This is a genomic window from Anaerolineales bacterium, from assembly GCA_015075725.1.
Lineage (GTDB): Bacteria > Chloroflexota > Anaerolineae > Anaerolineales > Villigracilaceae > Villigracilis.
Genome location: JABTTV010000001.1, coordinates 1 through 16574 on the forward strand (window position 1 = coordinate 1; position 16574 = coordinate 16574).

General features: G+C 54.3%; 15 protein-coding genes. 7 read left to right on the forward strand and 8 right to left on the reverse strand.

Features of this window, described 5'->3' with window-relative positions; all coding sequences use genetic code 11:
- Window positions 1-228: 228 nt before the first annotated feature.
- From HS100_00005 to HS100_00025, 5 genes are all read left to right on the forward strand, one after another.
- Entirely contained in the window at window positions 229-996 is a 768-nt protein-coding gene (locus HS100_00005) for an SDR family oxidoreductase (protein ID MBE7432275.1), read from the forward strand.
- Window positions 997-1218: 222 nt separating this feature from the next.
- Window positions 1219-1683 (forward strand): DUF1801 domain-containing protein, encoded by a 465-nt coding sequence (locus HS100_00010; GenBank protein ID MBE7432276.1) that lies wholly within the window; start codon window positions 1219-1221, stop codon window positions 1681-1683.
- A 183-nt stretch (window positions 1684-1866) separates the two neighbouring features.
- Window positions 1867-2115 carry a hypothetical protein gene (locus HS100_00015; protein MBE7432277.1) on the forward strand — a complete coding sequence of 83 codons (249 nt, stop codon included), beginning with the start codon at window positions 1867-1869 and terminating at the stop codon, window positions 2113-2115.
- Window positions 2116-2129: 14 nt separating this feature from the next.
- The gene (locus tag HS100_00020; GenBank protein ID MBE7432278.1) at window positions 2130-2327 is read left to right on the forward strand and encodes a GNAT family N-acetyltransferase; all 198 of its coding nucleotides are present in this window, start codon (window positions 2130-2132) and stop codon (window positions 2325-2327) included.
- Between the two features lie 96 nt (window positions 2328-2423).
- Window positions 2424-3287: a hypothetical protein gene (locus tag HS100_00025; GenBank protein MBE7432279.1), complete on the forward strand. Its 864-nt coding sequence runs from the start codon at window positions 2424-2426 to the stop codon at window positions 3285-3287.
- A 144-nt stretch (window positions 3288-3431) separates the two neighbouring features.
- Here HS100_00025 and HS100_00030 read toward each other — a convergent pair whose 3' ends face one another.
- The 8 genes from HS100_00030 to HS100_00065 form a co-directional block, all read right to left on the reverse strand.
- Window positions 3432-4436 (reverse strand): rod shape-determining protein, encoded by a 1005-nt coding sequence (locus tag HS100_00030; GenBank protein ID MBE7432280.1) that lies wholly within the window; start codon window positions 4434-4436, stop codon window positions 3432-3434.
- A 14-nt stretch (window positions 4437-4450) separates the two neighbouring features.
- Window positions 4451-4891 carry an ATP synthase F1 subunit epsilon gene (gene atpC, locus HS100_00035; protein ID MBE7432281.1) on the reverse strand — a complete coding sequence of 147 codons (441 nt, stop codon included), beginning with the start codon at window positions 4889-4891 and terminating at the stop codon, window positions 4451-4453.
- 68 nt (window positions 4892-4959) lie between these two features.
- A complete protein-coding gene (atpD, locus tag HS100_00040) occupies window positions 4960-6360 on the reverse strand; it encodes a F0F1 ATP synthase subunit beta (protein MBE7432282.1) in 1401 nt (466 codons plus the stop codon).
- Between the two features lie 15 nt (window positions 6361-6375).
- Window positions 6376-7269 (reverse strand): ATP synthase F1 subunit gamma, encoded by an 894-nt coding sequence (gene atpG, locus HS100_00045; GenBank protein MBE7432283.1) that lies wholly within the window; start codon window positions 7267-7269, stop codon window positions 6376-6378.
- 69 nt (window positions 7270-7338) lie between these two features.
- Window positions 7339-8997, reverse strand: coding sequence for a F0F1 ATP synthase subunit alpha (locus HS100_00050; protein ID MBE7432284.1), 1659 nt, complete (start codon window positions 8995-8997; stop codon window positions 7339-7341).
- 229 nt (window positions 8998-9226) lie between these two features.
- Window positions 9227-9808 (reverse strand): isoprenylcysteine carboxylmethyltransferase family protein, encoded by a 582-nt coding sequence (locus HS100_00055; GenBank protein ID MBE7432285.1) that lies wholly within the window; start codon window positions 9806-9808, stop codon window positions 9227-9229.
- A 106-nt stretch (window positions 9809-9914) separates the two neighbouring features.
- Window positions 9915-12473 carry a DUF853 family protein gene (locus HS100_00060; protein MBE7432286.1) on the reverse strand — a complete coding sequence of 853 codons (2559 nt, stop codon included), beginning with the start codon at window positions 12471-12473 and terminating at the stop codon, window positions 9915-9917.
- A gap of 244 nt (window positions 12474-12717) precedes the next feature.
- Window positions 12718-13566: a metal-dependent phosphohydrolase gene (locus HS100_00065; GenBank protein MBE7432287.1), complete on the reverse strand. Its 849-nt coding sequence runs from the start codon at window positions 13564-13566 to the stop codon at window positions 12718-12720.
- A gap of 278 nt (window positions 13567-13844) precedes the next feature.
- On the opposite strand from HS100_00065, the gene miaA reads away from it, so the two are divergent.
- Together miaA and HS100_00075 are read left to right on the forward strand one after the other, a co-directional pair.
- Window positions 13845-14783 carry a tRNA (adenosine(37)-N6)-dimethylallyltransferase MiaA gene (gene miaA, locus HS100_00070; protein ID MBE7432288.1) on the forward strand — a complete coding sequence of 313 codons (939 nt, stop codon included), beginning with the start codon at window positions 13845-13847 and terminating at the stop codon, window positions 14781-14783.
- An 83-nt stretch (window positions 14784-14866) separates the two neighbouring features.
- Entirely contained in the window at window positions 14867-16567 is a 1701-nt protein-coding gene (locus HS100_00075; GenBank protein MBE7432289.1) for a long-chain fatty acid--CoA ligase, read from the forward strand.
- The last annotated feature ends 7 nt before the right edge of the window (window positions 16568-16574 follow it).

The following is a 16574-nucleotide window of genomic DNA, read 5'->3' on the forward strand; positions in this document are numbered from 1 at the left end:
TGAGCCCAGTCACCCCGTTCCACCGCGATCCGCGGGAAAAAACCGAGCGCTTGTCCGCTTTCGCCCTCCCCATTTCGGTTTTTCGACAGTCTCGTTGATACTGTCGAATAAGCGAAGAAAACCCGGGCGCTTGTCCGCTTTCGCCCTCCCCAGTTCGGTTTTTCGACAGTCTCGTTGGGCGGCTCTGAAGTTTTCAATATTTTTGTCGGGAATTTGGAGGTAAAAAGTATGAAGATCGTCGTTATTGGTGGAAGCGGGCTTATCGGAACAAAGCTCGTACAGAAACTACACATGCGCGGTCATGAAACGATCGCCGCCTCTCCTTCTTCGGGTGTCAACACAATCACTGGAGCAGGATTAGACAAAGTATTGATGGATATTGAGGTTGTCATTGATGTTACAAACTCGCGGTCATTTGGGGATACAGCGATAATGAATTTTTTCGAGACATCGACCCGTAATCTCCTGACCGCCGAAGCAGCCGCTAATGTTAAACATCATGTCATCCTATCGGTTGCTGGCGCCAACCGCATGCCAGATAGCGGCTATATGCGTGCGAAGGTTGCTCAAGAAAATCTGGTACGTTCCTCTGCCAAGCCCTTTGCCATCTTGCGCGCAACTCAGTTCTTTGAATTCCTCGGAGTTATCGCAAACGCCAGTACCAATCAAGACATGGTGCGCTTGCCGCCAGCCTTCGTTCAGCCAGTTGCAGCAGTTGATGTTGCTGAAGCATTGGCTGACATTGCCGTCAGTCCACCAGCGAACAACATCATTGAACTTGCTGGTCCTGAACGTTTCCGCCTCGATGAATTAATACAACGATACTTAGCTTCTATCCAAGATCCACGAGAAGTGACAACTGACCCATATGCACGATACTTTGGAGCAAAATTGGATGAACTGACATTATTACCCACCGATAACGCGCGAATTTGCTCTACGCGTTTTGAACAATGGCTTGACCACGATGGTGATGTGCTGGACACGAAATCCTGATATCTGTATAGGGATAAAATAGCCGCTCAACAAATCGTGCAGTGGATTGGCGGGATTCTGCGCGATTTACATGCATTTTCTGGCTTCAGATTTTTCCTGCTCCCACCTGTGCCTGCGGCAAGGTGCAGGCAAGCCTTGTCCACACGCAGGTCCAGAATCTAGTTAATTTCCTTCTTGACGATATAGAACGTAAGTTCTATACTTTCATAAAGGAGAATACTCATGACAAAAACGATTGTTTCATCTAAAAGCAAATCCATGCAAAACGCCACTTCGGTAAAAGAGTTTGTTGCTTCACTTGATGAGCAAACCCTAAAAGATAGCAAAGCGTTAATTGAAATTATGCAGAAAATCAGTGGGAGTAAGCCCAAGTTGTGGAATGTCGGCACAATCGGATTTGACACATACCATTACAGATACGACAGCGGGCGTGAAGGTGACAATTTTATTATTGGCTTTTATCCAAGAAAAGGTAGGATAACCGTCTACCTGATGGACGGCACAGCGCGCTACTCCGGATTGCTGGCTAAGTTAGGTAAGCACACTACTACTGGGTACTGTGTTTATATCAAGCAACTTGGCGATGTGGAACTGCCAATCCTTGAGAAAATCTTGAAAAAGTCATATGAGAATATAAAATCGCAGGATGGGCATATCAACCGAATATTATGGAAGGCTGAAGAATAGGTATTTTCGCCTTACTTTATATGCGTTCTCAGTGAACGCGCCTAACAAAGCATGTACCCCGTCTCCACTCCGCGGGGCGAACGGACTCTGCGATGCTTCGCGAACGCAATATCCCTTCGTACCCATTCTGGGCATAAACGACACAAATCCGTTGGGCATTTGCCTTCTAAACTCAGTATACATATGATCGCAATCGGTTTTCTTGCAGACCATCTCGATACCATACCCACATTGACAAAATGGTTCCGTGACCAATGGCCGGATTATTATGCGAACTGGTCAGACGAAGAGATGATGCAGGACTTTCTTGAAGGTCTTTCCCGCAACAGTCTCCCCTCCCGGCTTGTTGCATTTGAGTCCAATGAGCTTGTTGGTACGATTATCCTACGGGAAAGCGGAACGGAAACATTGCAGGGCGCCAGCCTGAATTAGGCGGTTTATATGCCGTGGAGCCTTTTCGAGGTCGTGGCATTGGCACAGAATTGGTTCGAGCGGGCATGAAATTAGCTCGTGAGCAGGGATATGCAGCGGTCTCTGCAACAACCGTTTCAGCAGCGGGTATCCTGGAACGGCTAGGCTGGGAGTTTATCAAACCGGTCATTCATGAAGATGGAGAAGTTATATTGTATCAATGTAAACTATAAGCACAGCCTGCATTCCGTCTCCGCTGCGACTCTCACTTTATGTATAATATGGCTGGACGATCCAGTCCCATCAAATTGATCAAGGATAAAAAAAAGATGAAACACCAATCTGCGCTCGTATGGCTTCTCCCGCCGATTTTCATTCTTTCCCTGGTCGCTGCAGGCGCGGGTCTTTTCCATCAAAGCCCGGGCGAGGCGTTTTCATATACGAACCATCGTGAAGAGACGGTGACTATCAACGGACAGGGTTTGTATTACTACGACACTGTAAGTTCGGCTGCCCAAATGCAGGGGAACGATCTGGTAACGCTGGTGGTGGGCCTGCCGTTATTGGCGATCTCCGCCTTTTTTGCCTTTCGGGGCTCCCTGCGCGGGCAATTGCTCTTGACAGGCACTCTTGGCTTCCTTCTTTATACCTACATGTCAATGGCCACTTTGGCATCCTACAATTCATTGTTTTTGGCATACACAGCCATATTTGCATTGAGCCTTTATGCATTCATCCTGTGCATGATGTCTTTTGACCTAAATACACTCCCACAGGCTTTTTCCGGGAAATTACCGTACAAATGGATCGTGGGGTTAATGTTCGTGGTCGGAAGTTTTCTATTGCTCGCCTGGCTGGGTCGCATCGTGCCTCCGCTGATTCAAGATCAAACCCCGGTTTTGGATAATACAACCACCCTGGTCATACAGTTCATGGATTTGGGATTGATCGTGCCTCTGGCATTTCTCGGCGGATTTCTCCTGCTTCGTCGCAGCGCCTGGGGTTACCTATTAAGCTCCATCATGCTGACAAAAGGCGTCACATTGGGGTTGGGCGTCAGCGCGATGGCAATCAATATGGCGCGTGTGGGTGTACCGGATAGCCTTGGGATCATGATCCCCTTTCTAGTGATCACCATCTTGAACCTGGTGCTGGTGATCATCCTGCTCGGGAATGTCAGGCAGACCGGATGAAACCATCGCCGGAGGATGAGGGATAATGGAGGGGAGGAAAGGCTGGAATCAGGAAACAGTTTGGCGGTTCAAACTCCGCACATTTTTATTATGTCTTACCTTAAATGGAGCCAATCATCGAATGCCCCCGCCAACCAATTCCCACTATACCTGCGGTAAATTTCTGCGAATGACGTTCAACATCCCAAACGCCTTCGAGGCTCCCTGCACGACGCAGGTCAAAGGATTATCGACGAGATAGGCGGGAATGCCGAGGGATTTTGTGAGCAGCTTGTCGATCCCGCGCAGAAGCGCCCCCCCGCCGCATAACGCGACTCCGCGGTCGATGATATCCGAAACCAGTTCAGGCGGGGTCTTTTCCAGCACTTTGCGCCCCGATTCGACGATCTGCTTCAACGGCTCCTGCAGGGCTTCCACCATCTCGCCGGTGGTCAACGTGACCGGGCGCGGCAAACCAGTGACCTGGTCCTGTCCCTGCACTTCCATGCTGTTCTCTGTGTCTTGAGGAACAGCCGCCCCGATGCGCAGCTTCAACTGTTCGGCGGTGGGCTGACCGATCACCACGCCGTATTTTCGGCGCACATAATTGACAATGGCTTCGTCCAGGTCGATTCCACCCAACCGCAAAGTATCTGCCGAGACGATTCCGTACATCGCCATCACCGCGGCTTCCGTGCATCCGCCCCCAAGGGAGATGATCATATTTCCCGAAGGCGAGTTGATGGGCAGGTCGATCCCGATCGCGGCGGCAAGCGGCTGCTGGATGAGAAACGCCTCGCGACTCCCCGCTTCCATGACTGCTTCGTAAACCGCCCTGCGCTCCACACTGGTCACGCCGTATGGGACAGTGACCATCACGCGCGGGCGGAAGATTCGCATCGCCCCACTGGCGCGCTGGAGCAGGTAGGCAAGCAGGGTCTCGGTGATTTCGTAATCCGCGATCACACCGTTGCGGAGCGGACGCGCCACCTCGATGGTTTCGGTCGGCACCTTGCCGAGCATGTCACGCGCTTCGACTCCCGCCGCCACCATCTTCTGCTCTTCGATCGCGATGGCGACGATGGTAGGCTCCTCCAGCAACACATTGTTGTTGTCGGCAATGCGGGTGAACATGGTACCCAGGTCGATGCCCAGGTCTTTTGAGAACATCGCAAACAAGTGGATTAAATCTCCGGCAATCGCGGAGCGCCGGGCTTGCGGTAACGGCGCACAGCATCGAGACGCAGGTTCGCGCGGCGCAGGGCGGCTTCCATGACCTCGTAACGGTCCAGTTCGGCGGGCAGGCCCTTGGCCAGGTATTCCTCGGCGCGTTTCCTGGCGGCTTCCGCGCGGTCGATGTCGATCTCTTCGATATTTTCCGAACCCCGGTCTGCCAGAATGGTGACGATATCCGGCTGGATCTCGGCGACTCCGCCCGCGACCGTGAAGATATCCTCCCGCCCGCCCTTGCGGACCTTTATCACTCCGTACTTGAGCGTGGTCAGGACGGGGGCATGTTTGGGCAGGATGCCCATCTCCCCCGCCGCGCCGGGAATCACAACAATGTCCACGTCGCCGGTGAACACAGTGCGGTCTTGCGAAACGATCTCACAACGGATGGTCATAAAAGTTCTCCTGTGTCAGGTCTCAGGTGTCAGGTCGTGACGCCTGACAATGGAACACTTGACACAGATTAAGCCTTCGCCAGGATCTCCGCGCGTTCGCGCACATCTTCGATGGTGCCCGCCATCATGAAAGCCTGTTCGGGCAGGTCGTCGCATTTACCGTCGAGGATCTCGCGGAAACCGCGGACAGTATCCTTGATGGCGACATAGCGACCGGAGATACCCGTGAAGCGTTCCGCCACGAAGAACGGCTGTGAGAAGAAGCGTTCGATCTTGCGGGCGCGGGAGACGACAAGTTTGTCGTCTTCGGAGAGTTCGTCGATGCCGAGAATGGCGATGATGTCCTGCAAATCCTTGTAACGCTGGAGAACACGCTGTACTTCACGCGCCGTCCGGTAGTGCTCTTCGCCAACGATGTTTGGATCAAGAATTCGGGAGGTCGAGGCGAGTGGGTCCACAGCGGGATAAATACCCTTTTCAACGATGGAGCGTTCGAGCGCGATGGTCGCGTCCAGGTGGGTAAAAGTCGCCACTGGCGCGGGGTCGGAGTAATCGTCAGCAGGCACGTACACCGCCTGCATGGACGTGATCGAGCCGGTGCGCGTCGAAGTGATGCGCTCCTGCAATTCACCCATTTCAGTGGCAAGCGTGGGCTGATACCCCACCGCGGAAGGCATACGGCCAAGAAGCGCGGACACTTCGGAGCCTGACATCGAGAAGCGGAAGATGTTGTCGATGAAGAGCAGCACGTCCTTGCCCTGATCGCGGAAATATTCCGCCATCGAGAGCGCGGTCAGCGCAACGCGCAGGCGCACACCGGAAGGCTCGTTCATCTGACCGTATACCATCACGGTATCTTTCATCACGCCGTATTCGATCATTTCGCGGTACAAGCCGGTCCCTTCGCGGGTGCGTTCCCCCACGCCGGCGAACACAGAGTTGCCTTGATGAACCGAAGCCACCGAGCGGATGAGTTCCATGATAATAACGGTCTTGCCGGTTCCGGCGCCGCCGAAGATGCCGGTCTTGCCGCCCTTGGTAAAGGGAGCGATGAGGTCGATGACCTTGATGCCGGTTTCGAAGACTTCCACGCGGGTGGATTGTTCTTCGAACGCAGGCGCGGAGCGGTGAATTGGATAATACATCGAAGCGCTGACATCGCCCCGTTTATCGATGGCGTTGCCAAGCACATTGAAGATGCGGCCGAGGGTCGCGGGTCCCACCGGGACCGTGATCGGGGCGCCTGTCGAGCGAGCGGAGACTCCGCGCTGTAAGCCGTCGGTTGAGTCCATCGCCACGGTTCGCACCCAGTTCTCGCCGAGATGTTTCTGCACTTCGAGAACAAGCGGTTCCTTGTTTTCGCGGTCGACTGTAATTGCTTCGAAGAGTTCGGGGATCCCCCCATCCGGGAATTCGACATCCACGACACCGCCCAAGATTTGTACCACACGGCCGTTTGCATTTGCCATGATTGCTGCCTCCAGTTAGCTCGCGGCAAGCGCTTCCGCGCCGCCGACAATATCCAAAATATCGTTCGTGATCGTCTGCTGACGAACCTTGTTGTATACCAGTTGAAGCGCGCCGACAAGTTCCTTGGCGTTATCGGTCGCATTGCGCATGGCGATCATGCGGGCGGCATGTTCGCTCGCCTGCGATTCGAGGATCGCCTGATAGACCTGCAATGCAGTGAATCGCGGGATGATCGTATCCAGGAGCTCCCGTCCGTCCGGTTCATATTCATACGCCGCGGATGTGCTATTGTTCGTTTTGTGACCGAAATCCTCCACCAGCCCTTCGCCTTCGAGCTCAAGTGGAAGAAGTCTCTTCACCGTGGCGACCTGCCGCCCCATGTTGACGAAGTCGGTGTAGACGAGAAAGACTTCGTCCACGCCGCCTTTGTTGTATTCGTCCACGACCAGCCGCCCGATGGCGGAGACATCGTCGAAGTTCGGTGCGGCGGGCAGATTGCTGAAGTCCGCAATGACATCCTTCCGGCGGCGGAACAGCAGGTCCCTGCCTTTGCGCCCGACCGCAATGTATTTGACCGGGACATGGTAACGATCGAACTTCTGGGCGGTAAAACGGATCACATTGGAGTTATATGCGCCGGCCAATCCCCGGTCGCCTGTGATGACCACAGCCAAGGTGTTATTTACCGTAGCGCGCCGGGTAAGCAGGGGATGCAGGCTGTCGCGCCCCGGCTGTTCGGCAACATGACGCAAGACCTGCCACGCTTTTGTTGCGTAGGAGCGGGTCGCCATGACCGCATTGATCGCCTTGCGGACCTTGCTGGCGCTCACCGTTTCCAGCGCGCGCGTGACCTGTGAAATGTTCTTTACGCTTTTGATGCGAAGCCGCATCTCGCGGGCGGAAGCCATTTGTTTCGTCCTTTAGTCTGATAGTGGGTTAGCCGGTTAGTCGCAGTGTCAAGTAACCTGACCGTGCGACTATGCCACCCATCCCGCCTGGAAACCGTCGAGGGCTTTAAGCAAAGCGTTGCGGTTATCTTCGGTGATGGTCCTCTTCGCCACGATATCCTTGCCGATCTCGGGGTAGGAGGATTCGAGGTATCGGATCAGGTCCACCTGCCATTGCGCCATTTTGTCGAGCGGGACGTTATCGGCATAGCCGTTCGTCCCTGCAAAGATGACCATGACCTGGTCCTCGAATTCCATTGGAGAATACTGGGGCTGTTTGAGGATCTCCTGCATGCGCTGACCGCGGTTTAATTGCTGCTGGGTGGATTTATCCAGGTCGGATGCCATCAACGCAAACGCCGCGAGTTCGCGATAGGCCGCCATGTCAAGGCGCAAACGACCTGCGACCTGTTTCATGGCTTTGGTTTGGGCGTCGCCGCCCACACGCGAAACGGAGATACCCACGTTCACCGCCGGGCGGATGCCGGCATTGAACAGGTTGCCTTCGAGATAGATTTGTCCGTCGGTGATCGAGATGACGTTCGTGGGGATATAGGCAGACACATCGCCAAGCAATGTTTCGATGATGGGCAAAGACGTGAGCGAGCCGCCGGTCCCTTTAACTTTTACGATCTTGTGTCCGTCGCCCAGTTTCTTGGCGGCTTCCTCGGCTTCATGTTTGGAAAGCGGACCGCCGTACACTTTGCCGTCCAGGCCGTCCTTTGCTTCGGCGAGATCGCCGCTGAAATTGTCCTTGACGATCACATACTGGGTGGCGAGGCGCGCGGAGCGTTCCAAAAGGCGGGAGTGGAGATAAAAGACATCGCCGGGGTAGGCTTCGCGTCCGGGAGGGCGGCGCAATAGAAGGGATACCTGACGGTATGCCCAGGCATGTTTGGAAAGGTCATCGTAAATAATGAGAGCGTCGCGTCCCGTCTCCATGAACTCTTCGCCGATGGCTGTACCCGCATACGGGGCGATGTATTGAAGCGCGGCTGATTCATCCGCGGAAGCGACCACGATGATGGTATGTTCCATCGCGCCGAATTTTTCGAGCGTGCCGAGTGTGCGGGCGATGGCGGCCTTCTTCTGCCCGATCGCCACGTAGATGCAAACCATCCCCTTTCCCTTCTGATTGATGATCGCATCGATGGCGACGGCGGTCTTGCCGGTCTGTCTGTCGCCGATGATCAATTCACGCTGGCCGCGCCCGATGGGGATCATCGAGTCGATGGATTTGATGCCGGTTTGAACCGGAGTATCCACATCCTGCCGTTCGATCACGCCCGGTGCGATGCGCTCGATGGGGCGATATCCGGTCGTCGCTATGGGACCCTTGCCGTCGATCGGCTCGCCCAAGGCGTTGACCACGCGCCCGATCATCGCATCCCCCACCGGGACGGAGGCGATGCGCCCCAATCCCCGCACGGACATGCCCTCGGTGATGCCTTCGTAATCACCCATGATGATCACGCCGACATTTTCCTTCTCAAGGTTGAACGCGACTCCGATCACGCCGTTCGCGAATTGGACAAGTTCCTGCGCGCGGACTTTCGCCAGTCCCTGCACGCGGGCGATGCCATCGCCTGCCTCGAGCACCACGCCTGCATCGCTGACGTTGAATTCGGGTTTAAACCCTTCTATTTGTTTCTGCAAATCGCTTGTGATCTGCTTGATCAAATCTGACATTCGGTCGCCTCCGCCAAAAAAATCCTTTTACGCACAACAACCCGGATAAGGGCTTATCCGGGATGATGATTTTATTTCTTATGACTTCGTGAGTTCGGTCACAAGTGGGGCAATGATACCTGAAAGGGGAGGGATTGTCCAGTTGCCGACCTTCATGTGGATTTAAGCGGAAAATAACCCCCGAATCGGAGAGAAAAACTATAAATTCACGGCCCGTCGGGAATATTTACTACTTCAACCCCGGAATCAGGAAGGGCGTATTTCGTTTGTACACTGAGTACGCCTCTCCGAAATCCCGGAGAAGTTTGCGTTCCTCGAAATACGCGCCGATGATGAAATAGGCGGTCACGCCGATGTTGAACACCAGCGAGTTGACGCTCATGGTCGGACCCAACCACAGGAAGGACAGGCTGAACAGGTATAACGGATGTCGTACCAGCATATACATACCCCGCGTCACGAGTTGACCTGGTTTTTCATCCTCGAACAACTGGCGCAGACCGATGAACGAAAGAGTGTCGGTTTGGAGGACGGCTACGAGCAGAAGCATTACTGAAACCGCCTGCCCGCCCAGCATGATGAAATTCCATGGTGCGGAGACTTTATACAGCGCTTGATCCTCCAGAATGACGAGGAGGTAAAGGATCAGAGCAAAACTAATCACCGAAAATACGTTATAACCGAACCGATAAAGGCGCATCCCGCCTTTGCCGAGGAAGCCTTGAACCATGTCTTTTGCGAAGTGGGAGGCAAGGATCGAATGAACAACACCCCACAGGGCGAGGGAGAGAAGGATAAGAAATATATTCATGTCCTTTTGACAACTCCAGCCGCAGAATCGTTACGAGATGCCAACGATAAAGCGGACGGCTCACCGCCGCCCGCTTTCTAAACTTCCAATTTTTCAATCTGCTGAATTACTCGCCACCGAACGCCGCCATTTCCACAGTGTCGCCGCCCGCCTGAACGACGTAATAAGGCATCCACGCCACGCCGAAGATGTTGACGTAGACATCGGTCTTCTTCGGGTTGATCGTCACCTCGCTGATATCGCTGACGACCTTCCCCCACTTATCACCGATCTCACGCACAATGTCCTCCCGCTCGCGCATGAGGTCGTTGAGATCCTTGGTCATTTTGGCGATGGCTTCCTGAGATTCCTGCACTTCGGCTTTTGCGTTTTGGGCAAGGCGGTGCTTGGTGAATTGAGTGGTGATGCTCTTCTTTCTTGTCAGACCGAACACGCTCGCGCCCAATTCCAGCAGGTTCGCGCCGGATTCAATGTTGCGGTTTTGCAACTCAGCCTCATCCTCGCGCAGTTCGCGGTGTTCGCGGCCGAGTTTATCTTCGAGGGTTCGGATCTTCCGCTCGAGGGCGGTGGTTTTCTTTTCGATCTCAGCGTCGCGCGCCTCCCTTGCCGTATCCGCGCAGGCTTTCATGAAATCGGCCTGGGAGACATCCGGTCCGGCAAAGACTTTTAGCGCGGCGTTGGCGCGGGCGGTTACAGATGAATTTCGGAAGACCCAGTCGGTGAAATCTTTTTGCAGGGCGGTCATTAACTTCGTATCGTTCAAGAGCGCTTCGATGGAGCCATATTTCGAGGAAGGCGCGGGTCCGCTTTCGAGTTTGTCGAGGGATGGACCAGCATAAGGGAATTCCTCCCAGCGCACGATGCCGCGACGGTCAAGATCGGTGACGAGCGCGGTCTTGGTCATCTCCGTGTCCACGCCATATTTGCGGTCGAGAACGCGGACCTGAGCGGAAGCGAGCAGAACAGGGCGATAGATCATACCCTGGATGTTCGCGCCATAAGATTGAGTCTTGCCGGCCGCATTCAAGGCTTCGGGCAGGCTGTAGTTTTGCGGCAGGTAGTATTCGCGGATTCCGTTCGGGAGATTCGGTTTGGTCGAAGTGCCGTTCGATGAACTGCCATTGCTGCGCGGGGGAGTCGGCGCTTTGGGTTGGGCAGACGCAGCTGCTGGAACAGCGACCGGCTGGACGTGATCCACAGGCGGAGGCGTAGATTTTGCTTTGGAAGCAGAATCAGGTTTCGTTCTGGCGCGAGGCGCAGGTTCTTCTCCTGAGCCAGCCAGTTCGTTAAGCGCGGGAATCTGGTTGCGGGTCATCGGTCCTGCAAGGAAATTCATCACCCAGCGGGTTTGGAAGAGGAGCGGCTCCTTGTTATGGACATTGTTCATCACGAAGACGCGTTTCCCCAGCGATGAGATGAGTTTATCCATCTGTGCGCGGGAAATGCCGCCCGCCAGACTTTCGAGCCCGTCGAGCAGACGGTTCTTATCGCGCTCTGTCTGAAGTTTGCCGATGAACCATGTACCCGTGTTCGATAGCGCCTTGTAATCGAGATCGACCGGGTTTTGTGTGGCTAGCAAAATGCCCAAGCCGAATGCACGCGCTTGCTTCAACATACGCAACAACGGCTGTTTGGACGGCGGATTGGCGGTGGGCGGAAGATAGCCGTAGATCTCATCCATGTAGAGAAGCGCTCGCAGGGATGTGGAGCCTTTTTGTGTGCGCATCCAGGTTTCGACGGCTGAGAGAAGAAGCGTGGTAAAGAACATGCGCTCGCCGTCGGAAAGGTGAGCGAGATAGAAAATGCTGTGGCGCGGCTGACCATCCTCGGTGAAGAGCAGGGATTGCACGTCGAGAGACTGACCTTCGCGCCAGGCTTCGAAGGCGGGCGCGGCAAGGATATTGTTGAGGGTCATTGCCAGTTCGGTGCGGTCTTTGGGCGGGAAGAAAGTATCCACAGGAAAGGCGCCGAGTTTATCGAAAGGCGGGTTTTGCGTTTGCAGGATCAATTCGTCAAGTTCGAGCCCGCGACCCTGACTCCAATGTTCTTCAAAGATATTGGAAAGCAAAATATGCTCGCGCGAGCGGATCGGATCGAGGTCGTTCAAGCCGACCAAGCCCAACAGGGCAGTGACGGTGCTGGTGATTCTTTCGCGCAGGACTTCGCGGTTTTCCTCCCAATCCAGGTCGGGTGCATCAAGCGAAGATAAAACGCTGACGGGAATACCCGAGTTGGAGCCGGGGGTAAAGATCGAAAATTTGACCGAGTTCTTCAGGTCCATGATCCGATCCTGTTTCATCCCCCATTCCTTGAGACCTTTCTGCCAGGCATCTGCGGCTTCTTCCGCGGCTTTTTCGGGCGTCATGTTTGCGCGGCGCACGACTTCGGGGTCGATCCATGGTTGGAAGTCTTCTGGAAGGAGTTCGGGAAAATGCAAAAGCAGGTTGGTCAGGTCGCCTTTGGGATCGATGATGACTGCAGGGACTCCGTTGAGCGCGGCTTCTTCGAGCAACGCGATACACAAGCCGGTTTTGCCGGAACCGGTCATGCCGGTGACTACGGCGTGGGTGGTCAGGTCGGCGGAATCATAATTGAGGTCTTTATTGGTCAGTTTGGCGGCTTTGGGGTCGAAGAGGCGGCCGAGGTAGAAGGTCAGGTCGGTCATGTATGTAGCTCCTGTCACTCATTTCATCATAATGAACAGACAAAACGAGGATTTCGTTTCTGTTCGTCGGGAATATCGAAGGCTTAGAACGTTCGTGCTAGGAGTTAATTTAACCGATTTCCCGCCAAATGGCAATGCAATTTCGAAACGTGATAGCTTTATCCTTGCGAAGATTTTCAGTTCAACTGTTCTTATGGAAAAACCAGTTGCGGATCAAGCGAATTCACGCAAATTATTACAGCGATTATTTGTAAACATGCTCGGAATCGAAGACGTGCGAATGCATGTTCGCCACCCATTGTTTGCCGTCCTCCGTCAGGCGCAGGTACACAAGCGCATCCTGCAAATACGGATTGACCTGTTCCCAATAGAATTTGGCATAGTTCTTGCGCATATCGTGCGGGGATTTATAACCGAGTTTCGAATTGACCCCCAACTCTTCGAACTCATAGAACAGCGCCGGGGTTTTGCGGAAGTAATCGGGATCGCCCAATTGACCGATGAAATCCGCGGCGCGCACCAGCCCTCCCAAGCCTTTTGTATCCTGATATTTCGGATCTTTCGGCGAAGGAAAGCGCGTCATTTCGATATATTCCGCGATCTTCTCCGCATCCACCTGTCCGTCCATTTCATCCAGCAAACCCGCGCCGAATCTTTCGCGCACAAATTGTTTGCTCCGATCCACATGATAAGGCGTCAAAGCCACATCCGTTCCATCGGGTGAAATCTCGACGAGATTCCCATCCACGCCGGTCGAAAATCTCTGCGCCGTATCGTTCCTCAACACACCCTTCACATAACCGATGTCGTGACACAGCACGGCGATCATGTACCTCATCCAATCCCGCGGCGAAACGCCGCCCTCGCGCAAATGTTTCCCCTCGATGATCGCCAGCCCCGCCAGCGAAACCAAGATCGTATGGTCGATGTCGTGATAGAGCGCGTCCGAGTTCGAGATGTTTTCGAGCGAAAGCCTGCCCACCCAGCAGGCGATATTCCCGTAATCCCCCTTGATGTCGCCATATGAGCGGTGATATGCCTTGCGCAATTGCTCCACGAACATATCGATGGTCAATTCCTGCCAGTTGATCATTGGAAGTTCCTAAGTGCTAAAATTGGACGGTGCCGGAAGTTTACCAGAAACATCCAGAAGGACTAGAACGGATACTCAATTAATATGACCCGCCCCGGGGCTTTATCCTGTAAGTCAGCGATCGGACTCCCAACCCTGATCCTCGATTTTGGACTTGCCGCGCCTCTTTTTCCGTATCTGAGTCCGCTTGCTGCACCCAACGCCTATCCCTGCGCTGATTCATTTCCGTCCATCTGCGCAGCCGACGCTCCCTTACCTCGGCGAAGAAAATAAATCCAATGCCGACCAAACCTCCCGTCGTACTCATCGTCGGTCCCACCGCTGTCGGCAAAACCGAACTTGCCATTCAACTCGCAGAACGGATGAACGGCGAGATCGTTTCAGTCGATTCGCGCCTTTTTTACCGCGGAATGGATATTGGCACGGCAAAACCTTCAAAGGAGGAAATGGCACGGGCACCTCATCATTTGGTCGATATTGTTGATCCCGATGAGACGCTCAGCCTGGCTATCTTTCAAAAAATGGCAAGGGGTGTGATTGCGGACATTCATGAACGCGGCCGCTTACCCTTCCTGGTGGGTGGCACGGGGCAGTACATCCGCTCGGTAACTCAGGGATGGAATCCGCCAGAAGTACAACCGATTAATAGATTGAGGAAAGTTCTTGAACAGTTGAAGGAGAAAAGAGGAAAAGAGTGGCTACACGCCAAACTTCAAACTCTCGACCCTGAAGCAGCAAGCGCCATAGACCTGCGGAATGCACGGCGGACGATCCGCGCATTGGAGGTGATCTTCACGACCGGGAGGAAATTTTCGGAGCAACGCACCCAGAGCGATTCGCCATATCAACTCATCACAATCGGTCTGACCCGCCCGCGCGAGGAACTCTACCGCCGCGTGGATGAACGGATCGAGGAAATGTTCGCCAAGGGCTTGCTCGAGGAAGTAAAAGGTCTGGTCGAACGCGGCTACTCCCCTTCCCTGCCGAGCATGTCCGCTATCGGATATGGGGAATGCGTCAGCGTAATCCGAGGTTCGATGACGCTGGACCAAGCCAAAGTCGAAATGAAGCGAAAGACGCGTATCTTCGTCCGCAGGCAGGCAAATTGGTTCAAGGAATCCGATCCGCATATCCAGTGGTTCCATGCCGAACGGATGGACTCTCCGGCCGAGATCGAAGAATTCATCCGTAACTCGATGAAAAACAAAGTGTTGTAATTGACTTTTAATATCTTCACGTATATACTACATTCATAAGTCGAAGTCATTGTCAGTATTCCGAATTCAATGGAGGAGGAAGCATGAGCAATAAACCCTGGCTAGCACATTACGACAAGGGGGTGCCGCAAACAATCGAATATCCGAAAGTGCCGCTGTTTCATTTCCTGGAAGAAGCCGCGCGCAAATATCCCGACCGCGCCTGTACGGTATTCAAAGGTGCGGTCGTTTCGTATCGCGACATGAACAAAATGGCGGACAGCATTGCCGCCGCACTGGCGGAGATGGGCGTGAAGAAAGGCGACCGGGTGGGTATCTTCATGCCGAATATCCCGCAATTCGTTCCCGCTTATTTCGGCATCTTGAAGGCTGGCGGCGTGGTGGTGGCGGTGAACCCCACCTACCCGGTCGAGGAGATCCTCACACCGGTGAACGATGCGGGCATCGAGGTCATGTTCTGCATGAGCCGCTTCTATGGAAAATTGAAGGAAGTGCGGGCGAGATCGGGGTTGAAGAAGATCATCGTCTCCAATATCAAGGAAGCCCTGCCGCCGGTTCTGCGTGTGTTGTTCACGCTGGCAAAAGAGAAAAAGGAGGGCGACCGGGTCGATTCGCTGGAAAGCGGCGACACATGGATGAAGGACCTGTTGGCAAAACACGGCGGTTCCGGCAAACCCGCCATGGATATTCAACCGGACGATACAGCCCTTTTCCAATACTCAGGCGGGACCACCGGCGTGCCCAAAGGCGCGGTCGCCATGCACCGCAACATTGTGGCGAATACGCTCCAGATCAAATCCTGGATGACAGGACTGGAGGAAGGGAATGAGGTGGTCTTGATGGGCATCCCGCTCTTCCATGTTTACGGCATGGTGGCTGGCATGAATTTTGCGATGTCTTCCGGCGCGACGATGGTGATGGTGCCAAACGCCCGCGACTTGAAAGATGTATTGGAGAACATCAGCAAATACAAGGCAACCATCTTCCCCGGTGTACCGCTCCTGTATAACGCCATTAACAATCATCCGGACGTGAAAGCAGGGAAATACAACCTTTCTTCGATTAAAGCCTGCGTCTCCGGCTCTGCGGCATTGATGCGCGAGACCAAGGAAGAATTCGAGCGATTGACGGGCGGCAAAGTGTTCGAAGGCTACGGCATGTCCGAGGCGCCGACAGCCACGCACTGCAATCCGCTCAACGGCGTGAACAAGACCGGCTCCATTGGCATGCCGTTACCGGATGTGGACGTGAAGATCATCAGCCTCGACGACGGTGAAACAGAGATGCCGCTGGGCGAGATAGGTGAAGTTGTCATTAACGGTCCGCAGGTGATGAAAGGCTATCACAACATGCCGACCGAAACCGCAAACTCCCTGCGCCAGTTGAAGGACGGCAGGACCTGGCTCTTTACCGGCGATATTGCCCGCATGGACGAAGACGGCTACTTCTACATTGTCGACCGCAAGAAGGAACTCATCAAGCCGGGCGGATTCCAGGTGTGGCCGCGCGAGGTGGAGGAAGCCATTGCCGCGCATCCGAAAGTCTTGGAAGTGGGCGTGGGCGGCATTCCCGATCCGCATCGCGGCGAGACGGTCAAAGCGTGGATCGTCGCCAAACCCGGCGAGACCTTGACGGAAGAAGAACTCAAAGCGTTCTGCAAGGAACATCTTGCACCGTACAAGGTGCCCACCCACTACGAGTTCCGCAGCGAATTGCCCAAGACGACGGTCGGCAAGATCCTGCGGCGCGAACTGGTAAGGCAGCACAAAGAAGGCATGAATTAACACCGAT